The sequence below is a fragment of the Brucella thiophenivorans genome (assembly GCF_002252445.1).
In the GTDB taxonomy this organism is placed as follows: Bacteria; Pseudomonadota; Alphaproteobacteria; order Rhizobiales; family Rhizobiaceae; genus Brucella; species Brucella thiophenivorans.
The window spans coordinates 357,629-376,302 of sequence record NZ_NNRJ01000019.1 but is presented as its reverse complement, the minus strand read 5'-3'; the positions used below and the strand labels follow the sequence as shown (position 1 = coordinate 376,302).

Below are 18,674 nucleotides of genomic sequence, written 5' to 3'. Positions count from 1 at the left end.
GGCCTTTTTTATGCCATCGATACTTCAAAGCTTAACCCGTCATAGCCGGGTTCGACATGATCGGGCGTTTCACGCATGACCGTGTCGTAATCGAGCGGCACATGCATATGGGTCAGGATTGCGCGTTTGGGTCCAAAAAACTCAATCCACTCAAGCGCCTGTTCAAGCGAAAAATGGCTCGGATGCGGGCGATATTGCAGCGCATCGATAATCAGAATATCCGCATGGCGGATATGTTTAAGGCTTTCGTCGGGAAACGCGCTGACATCGGTGCAATAGACGACATTGCCGATGCGAAAGCCGAGCGATTCAATATCGCCATGCACCTGACTAAATGGTTCAAAGTGGATCGGTCCACCCGCACCAGTGATGTAGAATGCCGTTTCAGCCATGATGTCGTGCATTGACAAGATCGGCGGATAGTTCGATCCCGCTGGCGTCTCAAAACAATAGCCGAAAGCGTCATAAAGTCGATTGCGTGTCAGCCGGTTGGCATAGACATCCATCAGCCGCTTGTTCTCGACAACATAGGTGCGCAGATCGTCGATACCATGAATGTGGTCAGCATGTGGGTGGGTATAGACGGCAGCATCAAGTGAACGCACATTTGCATCAATCATCTGGGCGCGGAAATCCGGCCCGGTATCAATGACGACGACCGTGCTTTTGCCAGTATTATCAAAGCGCTCGACAAGCAGTGAAGCACGACGGCGCTTGTTCTTAGGGTTTTGCGGATCGCAATTGCCCCAATCGCCATTGATGCGCGGCGTTCCGGGCGAAGAACCGCACCCAAGAATTGTAAACCGCAGACAATTGCGAGGAGAACTCACGATGACTACTCCCCGGCTGGCTTTGGCATTTTGGAGAAAAGCCGGAAGACATTTTCGCTGGTAATGTCAGCGATTTCGTCGCTGCTCACACCAATCGTTTCAGCCAGAACCGCCGCCGTGTGTTGCACAAATGACGGCTCATTGCGCTGACCGCGATGCGGCATGGGCGCGAGATAAGGCGCATCTGTCTCAACTAACAAACGCTCACGCGGAACAATCTGCGCTATTTCGCGAATATCGGCTGAGTTCTTGAACGTCAGAATGCCGGAGAACGACACATAGCCGCCAAGCTCGACGCCTTTTTCAGCCAGTGCTTTGCCTGATGAGAAGCAATGCAGGATGAAAGGAAATGCACCTTTGGCCGTCTCATTTTCCAGAATATCAGCCATATCCTGATCCGCGCTGCGTGCATGGATCACCAATGGCAATTGTGTGCGGCGGGCGGCTTCAATATGAACAAGGAAACCCTGACGCTGGGCTTCCTGCGGCGCATAATCATAATGATAATCAAGCCCCGCCTCGCCTATGGCGACGACTTTAGGATGTTCAGCCAATCGCACCAGATCGTCGGCTGTTACATCCAATTCCTCATGTGCATTGTTCGGATGAGTGCCAACCGAACAATAAACGCTCTCGTATTTCTCGGTGAGTGCGAGGATCGTATCGAACTTGCGCACACGCGTTGAGATCGTGACCATACGTTTGATGTCAGCATCAAGCGCACGTTGCACAATCGCATCGCGCTCTGGCTCGAAATCTGCAAAATCGAGATGGCAGTGACTATCGACAAGCATATTCGACTCAGTTCTGCTCTTCTGGTTCCACATAGCGCGGGAAAACCGGCTGTGGTGCTGGCAGTTCTGCACCGCCAACAAGTGGATGCGCGCTCACGTCAGAAAACTGACGCTGATCTGCCGGGATTGCCAGAATATCGAGCAGCTTTTCAGCTGACTGCGGAATGAACGGCTGCACCATGATACCAACGCGGCGGATTACTTCTGCCGTCACATAAAGCACCGTGCCCATACGTTCCAGATCGGTCTTGCGCAGCGCCCAAGGCTCCTGCCCTGCAAAATAACGGTTAGCTTCGGCAACAACTGCAAAAATGCTGCCAAGTGCAATATGCAATGCCTGATCGCCGACGGCCTTGCGCGCGGTTTCCAATGCAGCATCAGCTTGATCGAGAATGGCCTTATCGGCATCTGAAAATGCACCCGGAACCGGAACCTTGCCTTCGCAGTTCTTTGCAATCATCGACAGCGAACGCTGTGCGAGGTTGCCAAGATCATTAGCGAGATCGGCATTGGTGCGGTTGACGATTGCATCGTGGCTGTAGCTGCCATCCTGACCGAACGGCACTTCACGCATCAGGAAGTAACGCAGCTGATCAAGGCCGTAGCGTTCGACCAGTTCAAACGGATCGATGACATTGCCGAGAGACTTCGACATTTTTTCGCCGCGGTTGAACAGGAAGCCATGCGCGAAGACGCGTTTTGGTAACGGAATGCCTGCAGACATCAGAAATGCTGGCCAGTAAACCGCATGGAAACGCGAGATATCCTTGCCGATAATATGTGCATCGGCTGGCCAGTAAGCCCATTTCTCGTCGGTCATATCAGGATAACCGAGCGCAGTAATATAGTTGGTCAGCGCATCGACCCACACATACATGACGTGCTTTTCATCGCCGGGAACAGGAATGCCCCAGTCGAATGTCGTACGCGAAATCGACAGATCTTTCAGGCCAGATTTCACAAAGCTGACGATCTCGTTGCGACGCTCCGCAGGCATGATGAAGCCGGGATTGTTTTCATAAAGTTCAAGCAACTTGTCCTGATAGCTTGATAGGCGGAAGAAATAGCTTTCTTCTTCAACCCATTCGACCACTGTTCCCTGTGGACCATAGCGAAGATTGTCGGCACGGACTTCGGTTTCTTCTTCGCCATAATAGGCTTCGTCACGAACCGAATACCAGCCCGCGTAACCGCCCTTATAAATGTCGCCACTGGCCGACATCGCCTGCCAGATCGCCTGACTGGCCTTGTAATGGCGCTCTTCGGAGGTGCGGATATAATCGTCGTGCGAGCTGTTCAGAAACTCGCCCATACGCTGAAAAGCAGCGGTGTTGCGATCTGCAAGCTCACGTGGCGTGATGCCTTCCTTACGCGCGCTCTGCAACATCTTGATACCATGTTCATCCGAGCCGGTGAGGTAGTGAACATCCTTACCATCCAGACGCTGAAAACGCGCCATAGCATCGGTCGCAATCAACTCATAAGCATGACCGATATGCGGCTTTCCATTCGGGTAAGCAATTGCGGTAGTGATGTAGAATTTTTCGCGGCTCATCAGAAATCCGGCTTCTTCAACTGTGGTTTTCAAAAAACGTTAGCGGTGACATAACGCATGTCAGGCGGCATGTCACGTAAGCGTAGGCTTACCAGATCGAAAAGCGCGATGCGTTTTTTCCAAAAGGATCATAACTGCCTGTTTGCGGTCGAGATTATAGGTTTCAGCGTTGGTAATTTCGCGGGTAAGCTCGCTCCAATAGCGCGACCACTGGTCGGCTTCGCGCGTTTGCCCCGAATCTGCATAGCGACGCGCTTCATCGGCGATAAGCCCCATCAGATAATCGCGGAACAACTCATATTGAACTTCCGCTTCGCGGCCATTCAGAACACCGGAAAGCGCTTGCGCTTTCGGAAGATCGAATGTCTGACCTTGCAAAATTTTATCGACCGTATCGGAGATTTCAAGGCCACCATGTGCAACCAGTAGCAAAGCCTTGCGCACACTGCCTTCCGAACGTTGGAGAAGAGACGGCGTTATTTCCCCAACACCCAGACCGATACTTAGCCCGATATGCGTAAGCGCATCTGTGAGTGGCCCATCGCCAAGCGGTTTAAACTGTATGCTCTGGCAGCGTGACCGGATCGTTGGCAAAAGCCGCCCCGATGAGTGCGAAATCAGAATAAACATCGCGCGCGCTGGCGGTTCTTCCAGCGTTTTAAGCAGCGCATTGGCAGCATTGCGGTTCATGTCATCGGCAGGATCGACAATGACAATACGCCATGCGCCGTCCGATGCCGTGCGTGTCAGAAAATGCGTGACGCGACGAATTTCCTCAACCGGAATGCCAGTTTTGAACTTACCCGTCTTCTGATCAAACGGACGATTTATATGCAGGACTGCTGGATGCATACCGCCCGCGATCTGTCGCCACAGCGGTTTGCTGAAATCAGGTGCACTGATGGTTTCAGGCGCGGATACATGATCACTATTCGCAAGCATGTGGCCAGCCAGATGAAAGGCCAGCGTTGCTTTACCGATGCCCTGCTCACCCTCAAATAACAGCGCATGATGCATGCGCCCTTCGCGATAGGCCTGCGCAAGGAACGAAGCAATTTCACTGTGACCTGCGAGGTAATCACTGGCGGAAGGTTCGGCTACGCCTTCAATGGAATCATGGGCTTTGGGGACGTCGAGTTCTTCAATCATAGAAGTCCCCTTTTCTTCAAAATTTCATCAGTAACAGCAATCATATCAGCGGAAATAGCGTCTAGATCGCGATCAGCATTGATCACCTTGCAGCGATCAGGCTCAGCTTTGGCGATAGCGAGAAAAGCTTGGCGGCGTGCCTCATGTACCGCTATCGCTTCTTTCTCGAAACGATCTGCCACATCACTCCCGCGTCGCTTGTTCGCTCGCGACAGCCCCTTCTCGGCAGGAATATCGAGAATGATGGTGAGATCAGGCATGGCGCCATCAATCGCAATGCGTTCAATGGCTGCCATATAGATGGCATCGAGATTACCAGTTACGCCCTGATAGGCGCGGCTCGAATCGATAAAGCGGTCGCAAAGCACTATACGGTTTTCGGCAAGCGCCGGACGGATCAACTGATCGACGTGATCGGCGCGGGCAGCAGCGAAAAGCAGAGCTTCCATCGCGGGGCCATAGCTTTCGGCATTGCCGCTGAGAATCACATGCCGAACAGCCTCAGCACCCGCAGAACCACCCGGTTCGCGGGTTATCAGCGGATCAAAGCCAAGCGCACGCAGATGCTCAGCCAGCAAGGCGATCTGGGTTGATTTGCCAGCGCCTTCCCCACCCTCGAATGTAATGAATAATCCAGACACACTGGCTTCCGAAAAATTGAGTTCCGATAAAACAATCTTTGTTCTGTTTATCGGCGTTTATGCGGAACGTCGAGTATCTGGCGTACTTTTCGATCTCATTACATCAGAACGGCGCTCCGGATATTTTTCAGCGAGCATCTTATCGAAAAACCGCCCCCCTTTTTTTGGGTAAGCACTTTAAAGATATTTCCTCAACCAACCGGTCGAAAGTTCGAACACTGCGCCCATTGCGCGCTGCGAAAGTGTACCGACAGGAACGGACTGCGCGGTATAAAGCCGAAATTGCTGGACAATATTGCCATTGAGTTCAAATTCCAGAGTTCCGATTTGCGTATCCGCCTGAATGGGAGCAGTCAATGGACCTTCATAGGAGATTCGCGCTTTCAACTTATCGCGCCCGTCCTTTGGCAGAAGCAACTCCACCTCATCCCTGACTTTCAACGGCACACTCGACTGCGAACCGCCAAAAACCTGTGCTGCGCCGACATCTTCATTAGCCGAATAAATATTTACCCCATCAAAGGCTGTCATTCCCCACTGGATAAGCCTTTTGGCTTCTTCCTCGCGTTCCTTGATACTGGTAAGACCGCTCATTGCGAGAAAAAGTCGGCGTCCTTTCTGCTCCGCCGAGCCAACCAGAGCATAACCGGATGCTTCCGTATATCCCGTCCCCATGCCATCTGCGCCAATATCGAGCCGCAGAAGCGGGTTTCGATTGCGTTGAAATATCTTGTTCCAGGTAAACGCGTCCTGTGCGTAATATTTGTAGCGTTGTGGATGCGCGCTATGAATATGACGCGCCAGTTTTATAAGATCGGACAGTGTTACCGCCTGCCCCGCTGCTGGCAAGCCGGTTGAGTTGACAAAGGTCGAGCTGGTCAAACCCAGTTCCTTCGCCCGCTCATTCATCTTCTTTGCAAAAGCGTCTTCGCTGCCGGAAAGTCCCTCGGCAAGAATGATCGCGCCATCATTTGCAGCCTGCACGATCATGCCTTGCAGAAGATCAGCAACCGTTGGCGTTGATTTGATGGCTGCAAACATAGTCGACGTGCCGGAAGGAGCACCGCCAGTGCGCCAGGCATATTCAGTCACCGGATAAGTTGTTTCTAGTGTCGTTTCGCCCTTTTCCAGCGCTTCAAAAATGACTTCCGCAGTCATCAGCTTTGCCAGGGAAGCGGGCGGAATTTTTAAGTCAGGATTCTTGGAAAGAAGAACAGTGCCGCTTTTATCATCCAGCAAAAGAACCTGTGGCGCTTTGGCGGCGAAAGCTGCCTGCAGTGTCTGTGCATAGCTCGGCATAGCAAACGAAACAGCAACGAAAACAGCCGCTACAAATTTTATGCTGATTGAACTACGCCCCATGTTACACCCGTGATGCTTGGACTGAACTCCCGCGAAAATCAGTCCGCACGAACGACAAAAGCATCAGTCGCTCCGGCTTTCCATGCCGCGCGCAGTAGATCGTCATTATTGCCTTTTTCAGCGAAGGCCGTCAGCTCAAAAACATCGCCATTTTCTGTCGGAATCTTTGTTCGTGTAAAACGCGCAAAGTGCGACAGAGCCTTTTCCAGCTTTGCAACATCTTCAAGCGTATTGAACATGCCGAGCTCGACATATTCACGCTGTTCTTCTGCTTCTCTGCGCTTCCATGCGTCCGAAATAGCACTTTCAGTCAAAATACTGCCATAGGTGCGCTCTTCCGCATAGGCAGACGCTGCGAGACGATCAGACGCGTAGCCCGCAAGTCCTCTGACATTGGCAGCATTGGCAACGCCAAAACTGTCTGCGGGACGGCGAGAAGGAATAGGTACATTGGCAGGAAGCAGAGGCACTTCACCATCACCATAGGCCGGATTGACTTCAAACGGTGAGTTTTGCGGAACCGGCATTGCTGCAATGCCCGCCGGTGTCGGCGTTGGTGCATTCATCGCCATCATAACGCCCGTGGCGGGTTGCCCAATCGGATCAGCATTGCCCGGCTGATAGGATGCCATCAAATAAGCATCATCCTGTCCATCAAGTGGCGCACGACCGACATATTCGACCTTAACATCGGCAGTGCCGTGATGCTGATAGTCCAGCATTTCAGCAGCTTTCTGCGACAGATCAATAACGCGATCACGTTCAAACGGGCCACGATCATTCACACGAACAATAACCGAGCTGCCATTATACATGTTTGTGACGCGTGCGTAGCTTGGAAGCGGCATTGTCGGATGCGCAGCAGTCAAATGCGTCATGTCGTAAATTTCACCATTGGCGGTCAGGCGTCCATGAAAGGCGCTACCATACCAGGAGGCGCGGCCTCTTGAGGCGTAATTCTTATTTTCTTTTGGGTAATACCATTTGCCTTTGACCTTATAAGGTTTGCCGGTCTGATTACGACCGCCACCACGCGGTAAAGGCTTGCCCTGTACATTTGTCACGCGCGGACTGGCTTTCACGCCATATTTGGATTCAGCAAAATATTCTTTCGGGTGCTTTTTCTTCGATTTTGGCTGCGGCGCACTTGCACAACCCGCAAGCGCCAAAGCCAGCGCCAGAAAAGTCAACATAGCTGCCGGTGCGCGTTTATCGCGCTTCATCGACAGTTCCGCACTTTCAGCACGGTTTCGCCACCCGTTAGAACTCATACGCCACACGCCCGCAATTCTTCTATGATCGAGAGATCGAACTTATCTTTTAGAAAATAGTGATGTCACCGAATTATTGACGGATCATTAAAGTATTGCAAATTGCTTGAAATGAGTCGAGCCGGACCGGCTGCAAATCTATGAAATTTCGGGAACCAAAATCTCGCCAGAGCGTTGAAATTACAACATGAAGGAGAGACAACATGTTCCGCGCACTCATTCTTTGGCTTCTTGGCGTACCATTCATCGCAGTACTATTTATCTGGTACTTTTTCTTCTGATGATGGAACGTTTGGGCACCTCGCCCGTTACATATACGGCTCTTATGACCTCCGAGCCACTCACCTAACGTCATGAATTGGGCCCGTTCTTTTCAGAGCGGGCCATTTTTTATGTTCTTAAAAAGAAGAAGGGCGATAGGCGCTGATAACTTCGCGATGCAGGCGAAAATGCGCTGGCGTCCAAGTGGAAAGCTCTCCATCCGTGTTGACAGGACGAGGCTTTCTTGTCCGAATGATCACTTCCGTTGTAGGAAAAGCGCGAACATCATCCCATTTTGACTGCGTTCCTTGACGCAAGCTTGGCAGCAGACGCAGCAATTTCCACCAGTGATCAACTTCCAGACTGTAAAAATCAAGCTTGCCGTCATCAATTGCGGCGTCTTTTTCGACAGCCATGCCGCCACCGTAAAACTTGCCATTTCCGACCGAGACCTGAAGTGTCTTGATCTGCTCTGTAATGCCATCGTGTTCAAGATAAGCCGTGAACAATTCCGAACGCATGAGAATGCGGCCTGCGGCAATTGCATATCCGAGCTTGCCCCATTTTTTCTTGGCATCAGCGCTAAGTTTTTGCGCAAGTTCTGCGCTAAATCCAATGCTTGCAACATTGAAATAGAGATGGCCATTGACCTCACCCAGATCGATGGGGTGCTTGTCATATGTCAGCATTTGCCTAGTCGCTTCTGTCGGATCGGCAGGAATGCCAATCGTACGCGCGAAATCATTGGCAGTACCAAGCGGCAATATGGCTAGCGGCAGCTTTGTTTCGACAAGCCCCTGTGCTGCTGCATTCAACGTACCGTCGCCACCGCCAACGATAGCCATATCCACATCGGTGTTCGCACGAATGACATCCGATATAGTTTCATCGCCGCTGGCTGTCTTTTCTACGAGAGAGAGGCCTCCGTTTTCGAGTATTGAGCGCATATCCGAATTGAACCCTTTACCATTGCGGGCTTTCGGATTGACGATCAGCAAAGCGCGGCGTTTAGAGGGTTTTGCCATTTGTACCCGTTGAGACATTAAATTTGAGATATTGAACATCGCAAATGGCGATGGAATTTCGGATATCAATGGGAACGCTTATGAAATCTTTTTAACGCTTTTAATGTTCTGGTGGCAACGCGCTGCGATTCTTACGAAAATATCAGCCTTTGTGCGGGTTGAGATCACATAGAGTTTTCTTGTTTGTGATCTCAATAATGCAGATGATCATAATATGAAGATTCTCTTGTTCGCCTTGGCCATCGTTGCCTTCCTTGTATTCGGCTGCTTTTTGCAGACGCATTTCGGTGCATGGCAATAGAGAATATTAGCAATGCGTAACCTTGATCTCCGGTTTTGTAGCCTTAAGTAAAAGCTGCAACAATGGAAGGAGTTCTTCATGCGCACAGTGTTAGCCGCCATTCTTCTCACCGCAACTTCCGCAGGCGCACTTGCCGCCGCGCCGGAAGGGACGAAGCTTTCGGAAATAATTGCCAAGATCGAACAAACACCGGACATTCAATATATTGACGAAGTCGATTGGAATGATCGTGGTTATTATGAAATCGAATATTTCATGAAAAATGGCGCGAAGGTCGAAATTAAAATCGATCCTAAGACCGGCGAATCTGTTCGCTAACGAAACTCAAAATGAGCGGCACTCTCCTCTCAGGTGCCGCTTTTCATTGCAACAATCAGCAAAACCCGAGCGTTTTCCACAGTTGTGGACTTAAATTAGAATTATCCGATTTTTTTATCGTCTTATGTGCGGAAACGATTGACGCTGACTACGTTCCCGCATACATGAGCAACGTTCCCAGTCGAAAGACATCGGAACAATGCGCGGGTGTAGCTCAGTTGGTTAGAGTGCCGGCCTGTCACGCCGGAGGTCGCGGGTTCGAGCCCCGTCACTCGCGCCATTCCTCTCTTCATAGAGGAATGCTTGTGACCGAAATTTCCTTCATTCTCAGCTATTGGATTTATTGCTTCTGTAATAGAAAAGCGGCCCTTTGCGCGCTTACTATTCGGGCGCACTAACTGTCAGGGCCGCTCGTTATTGAAAATGTGGAAATTAAACGTGTGTTTATTTCACGATGTGCCAAACTCCACCTTTGCCATCACCCATCATATCGCCAGCTTTTTTATCATCATGATAACGATAAAGTGGCATGCCCTTATAAGCCCACATATTCTTGCCATCAGAAGCTTTTACGACCGTAAAATCACCGTCAGATTTTGCGGATTTATCGGCATAGAATGCAGGCCACATTTTCAGGCACTTCGCATCACATTCCGACTTACCCATCATATCCTTGTCGAAGGTGTAAAGCGTCATGCCCTTCGACGTGACAAGCATTTTGCCCGCCGAAGAATCGCCCATCATTGCAGGTTGAGCGGCGAGCGCGCTGACGGAAGTGAAAGCCAATATAGCAAGCGAAGCGAGTATTCTTTTCACGACAAGTCCTCCTCATTAGGATAGCGGCACTTACTGTGCCTGGCTCTTGTCCCCGCGAGGAAATATTGCGCCCAGATACAGGCTCAATTAAGTCAAAATTTACCGGTCAAGCACGAGGCTGTCAATTTATCGAGAGCGTTTCACAGCGCAGATAGCAAGGCTTGGACTTTTCATGGCTGTTTTACCAAATAAGCCATTGAAGACATGGCATGGTTCGGCTAGAAACGCGATTGATTGAGGCGGTATGCCTCCCGGCGATGCACCCGTAGCTCAGCTGGATAGAGTGCTGCCCTCCGAAGGCAGAGGTCACTGGTTCGAATCCAGTCGGGTGCGCCATAAAATCAATTTTTAGACGAAAATCTCGTCCTTTTATTGATTGCTCTCCCTTGGTTCGTCGCTATGAGCGCTGGCGTAGGCTATCCGCTCTGATAGAAATTTCCGAGTTGCGGATCACGTGGCCCGAGAGGCTGACGGCGTCATTAGGTTTTGGGCACATGGTTGTTCGCTGACTGCCCAGTTCAGCGCTACTTCGCAGATGGTGGTGTTGAAATCCGGGGCCAGGTCGCAATAGCCGAAGGGGGGATGATGGCTCTTCTGCTACCCGATCAGCGCTGAGAACGACGTGACGAGAACGCCCGCTTTCGGCAAGCCGATCACTTTGATGCCGTTGGAAAGCGTAGCGCGATAGTCCTGGTGAAGGTGACCATGTACAATGGTCTTTACGCCCAGCACCTCCGCGAGGTCATCGATTTCAGTGTGCCCATATTTATGGGTCGACGATGCTTCATGCGTGATCAAGATGTCAGCTTCAAGCGCGGTCAGGGAGTTGAAGTCCTCAGGGAATATTGTCGACCGATGACGCAGGGGCAGTCCATCGCGCCACGTCGATCTTGAATGGGCGCTGAGATACTCGTTGCGTTTACTGAACTTGGGGAAAGCCTCTGCCAAGCAACTCACATCAGCAGGGCCTTGCCACTTGCATCGACCGGTATCACAAGCATAAGTCTATCAACTTCGTGATGTTCGAGGAAATACATCGGTCATGACAATTTCTGCGAATGCTCCATTGTCGCGCAACAAGCCCGCCGCTTTCTCCGGTGGAGCGGCCATTGGAGCCCTCGGCGGATTGATCGGCCTGGGTGGTGCGGAATTCCGCCTCCCGCTTTTAATCGGCGTCGTCAATTTTGCTGCTTTGGAGGCGGTAACCCTCAACAAAGCAATGAGCTTAGTCGTGGTCGCGTCCGCCTTGCCGTTCCGCGCTGCGACCGTGCCTTTTCAAGAGATTGCGGCTCATTGGCCGATCATATTTGAACCTGTTGGCAGGTAGCCTTGCCGGTGCATGGTTCGGTGCAGGCTGGGCAACTCGTCTGAAGTCGGAAACCCTGTACAAGGTGATATCCGTGCTGCTCGTCACTATAGCGGTGGTTTTGGTTATTGGTCACGATGCCAGTGCCGGACAGCCTCTTCTGACCGGCGTAGCGCAGCGCACCGCAGGCGTTATCGCGGGTTTCATTATCGGGATCGTGGCATCCCTGTTGGGCGTAGCGGGCGAGAGTTGCTCATCCCGACGCTGGTTCTGCTTTTTGGCGCGGATATCAAATTGGCAGGTTCTCGTTCCTTGGCTGTAAGCCTGCCGACTATGCTCGTCGGCTTCTCGCGCTACAGCCGAGATCAGAGCTTCTCTGTTCTCGGCCGCAATAAGGCGTTTGTCGTCGTCATGGCAGCTGGGTCAATCTTAGGAACCTTCATCGGCGGTAGGCTGCTTGGCATTGTGCAGACTGGTTTTCTACTGCCAGCCCTCGCGGTCATCCTTCTGCTTTCGGCGGTCAAGGTCTGGCGGCATACATGAGGTCAGATTGACTTCAACTGAACCCGCTGTTCGAGTTTCACTGCCTCTTCCTTTCGCTCGCTGTAGCGGTCCGTCAGATACGAGGAGGCATCGCGCGTCAGCAGCGTGAACTTCACCAGCTCCTCGCAGACGTCGACGACGCGGTCGTAGTAGGAAGACGGTTTCATGCGGCCGTCGGCATCGAATTCCTGAAACGCCTTAGCGACGCTGCTCTGGTTTGGAATCGTTATCATGCGCATCCAGCGACCGAGAATGCGCATCTGGTTGAGGGCATTGAAGGACTGGCTGCCTCCGGAAACCTCCATGACAGCCAGAGTCTTGCCCTGAGTGGGGCGCACCGAGCCAAGGGAAAGCGGAATCCAGTCAATCTGAGCCTTCATGATGCCGGTCATCGAGCCGTGGCGCTCCGGGCTCACCCAAACCTGACCTTCCGACCACGCTGAAAGATCGCGCAGCTCCTGAACCTTTGGATGGCTGACGGGAGCCTCATCGGGCAACGGCAGACCTGCCGGGTCGAATACTCTGACCTCGCACCCGAAATGCTCCAGCAGACGGCGAGCTTCATGGGCCAGAAGCCGACTGTAGGATACCTCCCGCAGCGAACCGTACAGGATCAGGATGCGCGGCTTATGCGTCGAAAATGTCGGGCGAAGGGCGTCGAGATCGGGCTGGCGAAAATGCGCCGGCGATGCCGCAGGAAATGTTTCAGACAATGCGCTGCCCCTTTTCGTCAAGAACCTGTTCTCCGTATTCTTTTGTAAACGGCCCTTTGAATGCATCGGCAGGCAGGATGTCGAGCACGACCTCGGATGGGCGGGATAGGCGCGTACCCATGGGCGTCAACACAAACGGACGGTTGATCAGGATCGGGTCCTGGAGCATGGCGTCGAGAAGTTCGTCGTCGGTCAGGGCTGGATTGTCGAGACCGAGGTTGGCGTAGGGCGTGCCCTTTTCCCGTATCGCTTGACGAACCGTCAGACCGGCACCCGCAATCATTCTGACGAGCTGCTCACGTGAAGGCGGTGTCTTCAGGTATTCGATCACGGTCGGTTTGATGCCAGCGTGCTGGATGAGTTCGAGCGTGTTGCGGGACGTTCCGCAGGCGGGGTTGTGATAGATGGTGACGTTCATTTCAGCGTCTTTCGGTGGCGGTGTTTTGGGAGACGGAGGGGGCGGACTCGTACCAACCCTTCGAGCGGTTCACGATCCAGACGACGGACAACATGACGGGGACCTCGATGAGGACCCCGACAACGGTTGCCAACGCCGCTCCAGATTGGAATCCGAACAAGCTGATGGCGGCAGCGACGGCGAGTTCGAAGAAGTTGCTGGCTCCGATCAATGCTGACGGACCAGCAACACAGTGCTGCTCACCTGACATCCGGTTCAACAGATAGGCGAGCCCGGAGTTGAAATAGACCTGGATCAGGATCGGGACGGCCAACAGCGCGATGATGGTCGGCTGGGCGATGATCTGCTCACCTTGGAAGCCGAAGAGCAGGACCAGTGTGACAAGCAAGGACAGAAGGGAGATCGGCTGCAGCTTCTCCAATATCCTGTCGAGCCCGTCGGTGGTTCCGTCAGCGGTAAGCCTGCTGCGCAGCACCTGAGCGATCACCACGGGCACCGCGATGTAGAGACCGACCGATATGACCAGTGTATCCCAAGGGACTGTTATTGCAGAGAGGCCGAGCAAAAGACCGACGATAGGTGCGAAGGCAACAATCATGATCGCATCGTTCAGCGCAACTTGGGACAATGTGAAAAGCGGGTTTCCCTTCGTCAGGTTGGACCAGACGAACACCATCGCAGTGCACGGTGCTGCCGCCAGGATAATAAGGCCCGCAATGTAGGAGTCGATCTGATCAGCGGGCAGGTACGGCCTGAACAGGTATCCAATGAACAGCCATCCAAGCAGCGCCATCGAGAACGGCTTCACCGCCCAGTTGATGAACAGCGTAACGCCGATGCCTCGCCAAAACGTGCTGACCTGGCTCAACGAACGGAAATCAATCTTGACCAGCATCGGGATGATCATCAGCCAGATGAGGATCGCGACGGGAATGTTGACCTTGGCGATCTCGGCAGCACCGATAGTCTGGAACACGCCAGGGATCAGGTGACCGAGTGCAACGCCTACGACGATGCACAGGAAGACCCAAATCGTGAGGTAGCGCTCGAACGTCGACATCAGGCGCTCCGATCCTGTGGTTTGGTAGAACCTTCCATCGCCCCGATTTGTCGGAGCTTGGTTTGCAGTGCCAACCGGTCGATGGATTCCGTGGGAAGGCTGAGGAATGCAGTAATGCGGTTCTTCAAAAATCTTGCAGCCTGAGCAAAGGCGCGCTGGATTTCGACCTCGGAACCACTGACGGCTGCTGGGTCTTCAACACCCCAGTGTGCGGTCATAGGATGGCCAATCCACACCGGGCACGCTTCTCCAGCCGCGCTGTCGCAGACGGTGAAGATAAAATCCATTTCGGGAGCGCCAGGTTCAGAAAAGACATCCCAGCTCTTCGACGAAAAGTCTGTCGCCGGATACCCCAGTGCCTGAAGCTCCTTCAAGGCATGCGGATTGACCTCGCCCTTTGGATGGCTACCGGCCGAGAACGCCTTGAAACGCCCTAGTCCTTCCTTATTCAGGATGTATTCGGCAAGAATAGAGCGAGCGGAATTGCCCGTGCACAAAAAGAGCACGTTGTAGATTTTCGCGGTCATGGTGATCGTCCGTTGTTAGGTCGGAGGTTTGTTCAGTTTCATGATTGTTGCGGATGCGGGGCAGATGCCCGAAAGCTGGCGGGTAGCAAGAACCGCGCTCGGCACCTCCACGCGGTCAACCACGTCAATTCCGAATTTAGAGAAGAATGGTGCTGCCGTTGTCGTCGCAAGGTAGACGGTACCGGCTACCGGAGCCGACCGGAGAGTCTCGACGACGATCATCCTACCGAACGACTTTCCCTGACAACCCGGCAGCACGACCAATGACCGTAGCAAAGCGTCCTCGCCGCATTGTTCGACACCCGAGTAACCGACCGTGTTGCCGTCTGGCCCGACCGCTCGGAAGAACCTCCGGAGTGGCTCAGTGATATCCTCTGTCGGCAAACCAGACAAAGATAGCGCCTGTGTCAGATCACTGAGGTCACTGGAGATGCTTTCCAAGCGAACAGATGTCATGACAGCGTCTCCACTGGAGTGCAGCATGCTGTAAGCTCGGCGATCAGCGGCGCACAAAGCTCCGTTGAGCCGCCACAGCAATCTTTTACCAGAAAGAGAGTGAGGTCCCGGAGCCCACTGAGATCGGCGCGATAGATGATCGACCGGCTTTGCCGCTCGCCCTTCACAAGGCCTGCCCGGGAAAGCGTGGCAAGGTGTGCGGACATAGTATTTTGCGGCACATCGAGCAGCTTTGCCAATTCACCGACGGGGACGCCATCAGGCTCGTGCCGTACCAGAAGCCGGAAGGTTTCCAATCGTGTGGTCTGGGCTAGCGCAGAAAGCGCGGTGATTGCTGACGTATTATCCATATATCCAGAATAACAGATATGACGGTGTTGTCAACGCATTTGTCCGACACCCTACATGTCATAACCATCGGGCTCGTACTCTCCGAACGGTCTGTTCAGCAGGGCCACGGCTTCGGGCGCTGTGAAGACGCGGTTACGCGTGTACCCGGTCTTCTCCGACAGAATTCCCGTATCGACCAAGTTCTTCATGGCAGTTGAGGCCGATTGGAAAGAGACATCGAGGAGCGAAGCCAGGCGACCGACGGTCAGAACAGGGTACTCATGCAGAATTTCCAATGCGCGGACGGCGGTTGATCCTGCGCGCCACTTGTCGCGCTGCAGCCAGTCGTCACGCAATTCAGCGAGATCGCTTCGAAGTCGCTTCAATTCGTAGACCGACTCCTTGATTGCGTTGGCCATGAACACGACAAGAGGTGAGTAGTCCATGCGCTGCTGTGCTGCTTTAAGGCCATCGTAATACCGTTGCTTGTTCTCCTCAATGAAGGAGGATAGGTAGACGGGCTCGTGGCCTTCGTCCGCCATCATCACGGGAAGCAGCAGACGACCGACACGACCGTTGCCATCGCGGAACGGATGCACCCCTCGAAATGCGCATGAGCAACGGCCATACGGGTGATGAAGTCCTAGTTCATCATCTGCATGCCATCACTATGCAGATACCTTTGCGATGGTGGCCGTGAAACATTAGTGAAATCAACGATGCTTTTACGGCTAGCGACGAACCAAGGGAGCGCGATCATTTATTTTCAGATCAACTAATTCTTCTTGGTCTCACCAGCGCGAATGCTATCTCGCCGCTGAGGAACAAATACGTGCCTGAAATTGGCATTTTATCTTCTGAAGACCTATCTTAAATCAAGGGCTGAGACTTAACCGCTTGGGAGACTGATGAAAAAGTTAATCGGATTTGTAGTTTTCGCGCTTTGGCTTACTCCAACAATTGCCAGATCGGCAACTGACGCCGAAATTGTAACAGAGATGGCGACAAAGTGTTGGCAATTGCCGGAAGGCACGAACTACAGCCGAGCCTCCGCAACGTTCGAAGTTACTTACGACGGACAGGGCGAACTCACACGCATTATAACTGTTGAATTTCAGCCGGTCAGGAAAGCAGGCGAAGACTTCGCCGTGTCGGCTCAAGATGCGATTTTAAAGTGTGCCAGCAACACTTCTGTTCGCTCCCGGACGGTGCGTATTGTCATGCGTTATGTGGAACCGAAATCGGAAGGCCCTCTCATAATGAAAAGGCCATTGCGTTAGAGCCGTTTCGATCTCTGGATAAAGGCGCAAAAGAAAAGGCGGGAATGTCCCGCCTTTGTTTTATCCTGCATGCAGACCCGGGGCTTCCTGCCCGGTGCTCTCCACATACTCAGTGTACCCACCGCCATATTGCTGAATGCCATCGGGTGTAAGTTCCAGCACGCGGTTGGATAAGGCAGCCAGAAAACGACGATCATGCGACACGAACAGCATTGTGCCTTCATAGGCTGAAAGCGCCTTGATCAGCATTTCCTTGGTGTCGAGATCCAAATGGTTGGTAGGCTCGTCGAGCACGAGGAAGTTCGGTGGATCAAACAGCATTGCCGCCATCACCAGTCGCGCTTTTTCACCACCGGAAAGCACGCGACATTTCTTTTCAATGTCATCACCTGAAAAGCCAAAGCAACCAGCCAATGCGCGTAATGGTGCCTGTCCGGCCTTTGGAAAGCGATGTTCCAGCCACTCAAGAATGGTGCTGTCACCATCGAGAATATCCATGGCGTGCTGGGCAAAATAGCCAAGCTTTACGCTCGCACCAAGGTTTACAATGCCCTGATCGGGATCGGTCGCGCCGGTCACGAGTTTAAGCAGTGTCGACTTGCCTGCTCCGTTCACGCCCATGATGCACCAGCGTTCACGGCGGCGAACCATAAAGTCCAGGCCGTCATAGATCGTGCGGCTACCATAGGTTTTTTTGACACCCTTGAGGCTGACCACATCTTCGCCAGAGCGCGGTGCCGGCGCAAAGTCGAAAGCTACCGTCTGGCGGCGGCGTGGCGGCTCAACACGGTCGATCTTTTCCAGTTTCTTAACGCGGCTCTGCACCTGCGATGCATGGGACGCGCGCGCCTTGAAACGTTCGATGAACTTGATTTCCTTAGCAAGCATTGCTTGTTGGCGTTCGAACTGCGCCTGTTGCTGTTTTTCGTTGAGCGCACGCTGGCTTTCATAAAAACCATAATCGCCATTGTAAGAATTAAGCGAACCGCCATCAATTTCAATGATTTTTGTCACGATACGGTTCATGAACTCGCGGTCATGCGAAGTCATAAGCAGTGCACCGTCGTAGTTCTTGAGAAAGGCTTCGAGCCAGATCAGGCTTTCGAGATCAAGATGGTTGCTTGGCTCGTCGAGAAGCATGACGTCGGGACGCATCAGCAGAATTCGGGCAAGCGCCACGCGCATCTTCCAGCCGCCAGACAATTTGCCGACGTCGCCGTCCATCATTTCCTGACTGAAACTCAGACCGGCCAGAACTTCACGCGCACGACCATCCAGACCATAGCCGTCCAGCTCTTCATAGCGCGCCTGCACCTCGCCATAGCGCTCGATGATGGCATCCATCTCGTCAAGACGATCCGGATCGCACATGGCAGCTTCGAGTTCACGCAATTCAGCCGCAACAGAACTAACAGGCCCTGCCCCGTCCATCACTTCTGCAACAGCGGACCGGCCGCCCATCTCACCAACATTCTGGTTGAAATAGCCAATCGTTACGCCTTTTTCGACAGTAACCTGCCCTTCATCCGGCAAATCTTCGCCAGTGATCATACGAAAAAGCGTGGTCTTGCCAGCGCCATTCGGACCAACGAGGCCAATCTTCTCGCCACGGTTTAAAGCGGCAGAGGTTTCGATAAACAAAATGCGATGGCTGTTGGACTTACTAACGTTGTCGATACGGATCATGTGCGCTGGAGGCCTTGTGAAAACTTGGCCTC

General features: G+C 52.9%; 19 protein-coding genes, 2 tRNA genes and 2 pseudogenes. 5 read left to right on the top strand and 18 right to left on the bottom strand.

Annotated features, from left to right (window positions below):
* Nucleotides 1–8 precede the first annotated feature (8 nt).
* From CEV31_RS11355 to CEV31_RS11320, 8 genes are all read right to left on the bottom strand, one after another.
* Nucleotides 9–830 carry an MBL fold metallo-hydrolase gene (locus CEV31_RS11355; protein ID WP_094507141.1) on the bottom strand — a complete coding sequence of 274 codons (822 nt, stop codon included), beginning with the start codon at nt 828–830 and terminating at the stop codon, nt 9–11.
* Nucleotides 831–835: 5 nt separating this feature from the next.
* Nucleotides 836–1,624, bottom strand: a complete 789-nt coding sequence (locus tag CEV31_RS11350) for a TatD family hydrolase (RefSeq protein WP_094507140.1) — start codon at nt 1,622–1,624, stop codon at nt 836–838.
* Nucleotides 1,625–1,631: 7 nt separating this feature from the next.
* Complete coding sequence (gene metG, locus CEV31_RS11345) at nt 1,632–3,179, bottom strand: methionine--tRNA ligase (protein ID WP_094507343.1); 1,548 nt, start codon at nt 3,177–3,179, stop codon at nt 1,632–1,634.
* A 72-nt stretch (nt 3,180–3,251) separates the two neighbouring features.
* Nucleotides 3,252–4,328: a DNA polymerase III subunit delta' gene (locus CEV31_RS11340; RefSeq protein ID WP_094507139.1), complete on the bottom strand. Its 1,077-nt coding sequence runs from the start codon at nt 4,326–4,328 to the stop codon at nt 3,252–3,254.
* The gene (gene tmk, locus CEV31_RS11335) at nt 4,325–4,969 is read right to left on the bottom strand and encodes a dTMP kinase (RefSeq protein ID WP_094507138.1); all 645 of its coding nucleotides are present in this window, start codon (nt 4,967–4,969) and stop codon (nt 4,325–4,327) included. The genes CEV31_RS11340 and tmk overlap by 4 nt, the downstream gene beginning before the upstream one ends.
* A gap of 177 nt (nt 4,970–5,146) precedes the next feature.
* Nucleotides 5,147–6,331 (bottom strand): D-alanyl-D-alanine carboxypeptidase family protein, encoded by a 1,185-nt coding sequence (locus CEV31_RS11330; RefSeq protein ID WP_094507137.1) that lies wholly within the window; start codon nt 6,329–6,331, stop codon nt 5,147–5,149.
* A gap of 38 nt (nt 6,332–6,369) precedes the next feature.
* On the bottom strand, nt 6,370–7,602 hold the full coding sequence (locus CEV31_RS11325) for a septal ring lytic transglycosylase RlpA family protein (protein WP_094507136.1): 1,233 nt from the start codon (nt 7,600–7,602) through the stop codon (nt 6,370–6,372).
* A 398-nt stretch (nt 7,603–8,000) separates the two neighbouring features.
* Complete coding sequence (locus tag CEV31_RS11320; RefSeq protein WP_094507135.1) at nt 8,001–8,888, bottom strand: lipid kinase; 888 nt, start codon at nt 8,886–8,888, stop codon at nt 8,001–8,003.
* A gap of 379 nt (nt 8,889–9,267) precedes the next feature.
* On the opposite strand from CEV31_RS11320, the gene CEV31_RS11315 reads away from it, so the two are divergent.
* The gene (locus CEV31_RS11315; protein ID WP_094507134.1) at nt 9,268–9,507 is read left to right on the top strand and encodes a PepSY domain-containing protein; all 240 of its coding nucleotides are present in this window, start codon (nt 9,268–9,270) and stop codon (nt 9,505–9,507) included.
* 203 nt (nt 9,508–9,710) lie between these two features.
* Nucleotides 9,711–9,787: transfer RNA gene (locus CEV31_RS11310), tRNA-Asp, on the top strand.
* 164 nt (nt 9,788–9,951) lie between these two features.
* Here CEV31_RS11310 and CEV31_RS11305 read toward each other — a convergent pair.
* A complete protein-coding gene (locus CEV31_RS11305) occupies nt 9,952–10,323 on the bottom strand; it encodes a COG4315 family predicted lipoprotein (RefSeq protein WP_094507133.1) in 372 nt (123 codons plus the stop codon).
* A 259-nt stretch (nt 10,324–10,582) separates the two neighbouring features.
* On the opposite strand from CEV31_RS11305, the gene CEV31_RS11300 reads away from it, so the two are divergent.
* A tRNA-Arg gene (locus tag CEV31_RS11300) sits at nt 10,583–10,659 on the top strand.
* Nucleotides 10,660–10,920: 261 nt separating this feature from the next.
* Here CEV31_RS11300 and CEV31_RS11295 read toward each other — a convergent pair.
* The gene (locus tag CEV31_RS11295; protein WP_143850918.1) at nt 10,921–11,280 is read right to left on the bottom strand and encodes a hypothetical protein; all 360 of its coding nucleotides are present in this window, start codon (nt 11,278–11,280) and stop codon (nt 10,921–10,923) included.
* An 85-nt stretch (nt 11,281–11,365) separates the two neighbouring features.
* Here CEV31_RS11295 and CEV31_RS11290 point away from each other — a divergent pair.
* Nucleotides 11,366–12,172: pseudogene (locus CEV31_RS11290) on the top strand (sulfite exporter TauE/SafE family protein).
* A 2-nt stretch (nt 12,173–12,174) separates the two neighbouring features.
* Here CEV31_RS11290 and arsH read toward each other — a convergent pair.
* From arsH to CEV31_RS11255, 7 genes and pseudogenes are all read right to left on the bottom strand, one after another.
* Entirely contained in the window at nt 12,175–12,951 is a 777-nt protein-coding gene (gene arsH / locus CEV31_RS11285; protein WP_235818077.1) for an arsenical resistance protein ArsH, read from the bottom strand.
* Complete coding sequence (gene arsC, locus CEV31_RS11280) at nt 12,878–13,303, bottom strand: arsenate reductase (glutaredoxin) (protein ID WP_094507130.1); 426 nt, start codon at nt 13,301–13,303, stop codon at nt 12,878–12,880. Before arsC ends, arsH begins: the two co-directional genes overlap by 74 nt.
* Nucleotide 13,304: 1 nt before the next feature.
* The gene (arsB, locus tag CEV31_RS11275) at nt 13,305–14,363 is read right to left on the bottom strand and encodes an ACR3 family arsenite efflux transporter (protein WP_094507129.1); all 1,059 of its coding nucleotides are present in this window, start codon (nt 14,361–14,363) and stop codon (nt 13,305–13,307) included.
* Nucleotides 14,363–14,890, bottom strand: coding sequence for an arsenate reductase ArsC (locus CEV31_RS11270; protein ID WP_094507128.1), 528 nt, complete (start codon nt 14,888–14,890; stop codon nt 14,363–14,365). The genes arsB and CEV31_RS11270 overlap by 1 nt, the downstream gene beginning before the upstream one ends.
* A gap of 15 nt (nt 14,891–14,905) precedes the next feature.
* A complete protein-coding gene (gene arsN2, locus CEV31_RS11265; protein ID WP_094507342.1) occupies nt 14,906–15,346 on the bottom strand; it encodes an arsenic resistance N-acetyltransferase ArsN2 in 441 nt (146 codons plus the stop codon).
* The gene (locus tag CEV31_RS11260) at nt 15,343–15,696 is read right to left on the bottom strand and encodes an ArsR/SmtB family transcription factor (RefSeq protein WP_094507127.1); all 354 of its coding nucleotides are present in this window, start codon (nt 15,694–15,696) and stop codon (nt 15,343–15,345) included. Before CEV31_RS11260 ends, arsN2 begins: the two co-directional genes overlap by 4 nt.
* 51 nt (nt 15,697–15,747) lie before the next feature.
* Nucleotides 15,748–16,281, bottom strand: a pseudogene (locus CEV31_RS11255) (Fic family protein); the annotation flags it as partial.
* A 303-nt stretch (nt 16,282–16,584) separates the two neighbouring features.
* On the opposite strand from CEV31_RS11255, the gene CEV31_RS11250 reads away from it, so the two are divergent.
* Entirely contained in the window at nt 16,585–16,956 is a 372-nt protein-coding gene (locus CEV31_RS11250) for a hypothetical protein (protein ID WP_094507125.1), read from the top strand.
* A gap of 60 nt (nt 16,957–17,016) precedes the next feature.
* Here the strand turns inward: CEV31_RS11250 and CEV31_RS11245 are convergent, their stop codons facing one another.
* Nucleotides 17,017–18,642 (bottom strand): ABC-F family ATP-binding cassette domain-containing protein, encoded by a 1,626-nt coding sequence (locus CEV31_RS11245; protein ID WP_094507124.1) that lies wholly within the window; start codon nt 18,640–18,642, stop codon nt 17,017–17,019.
* Between the last annotated feature and the right edge of the window lie 32 nt (nt 18,643–18,674).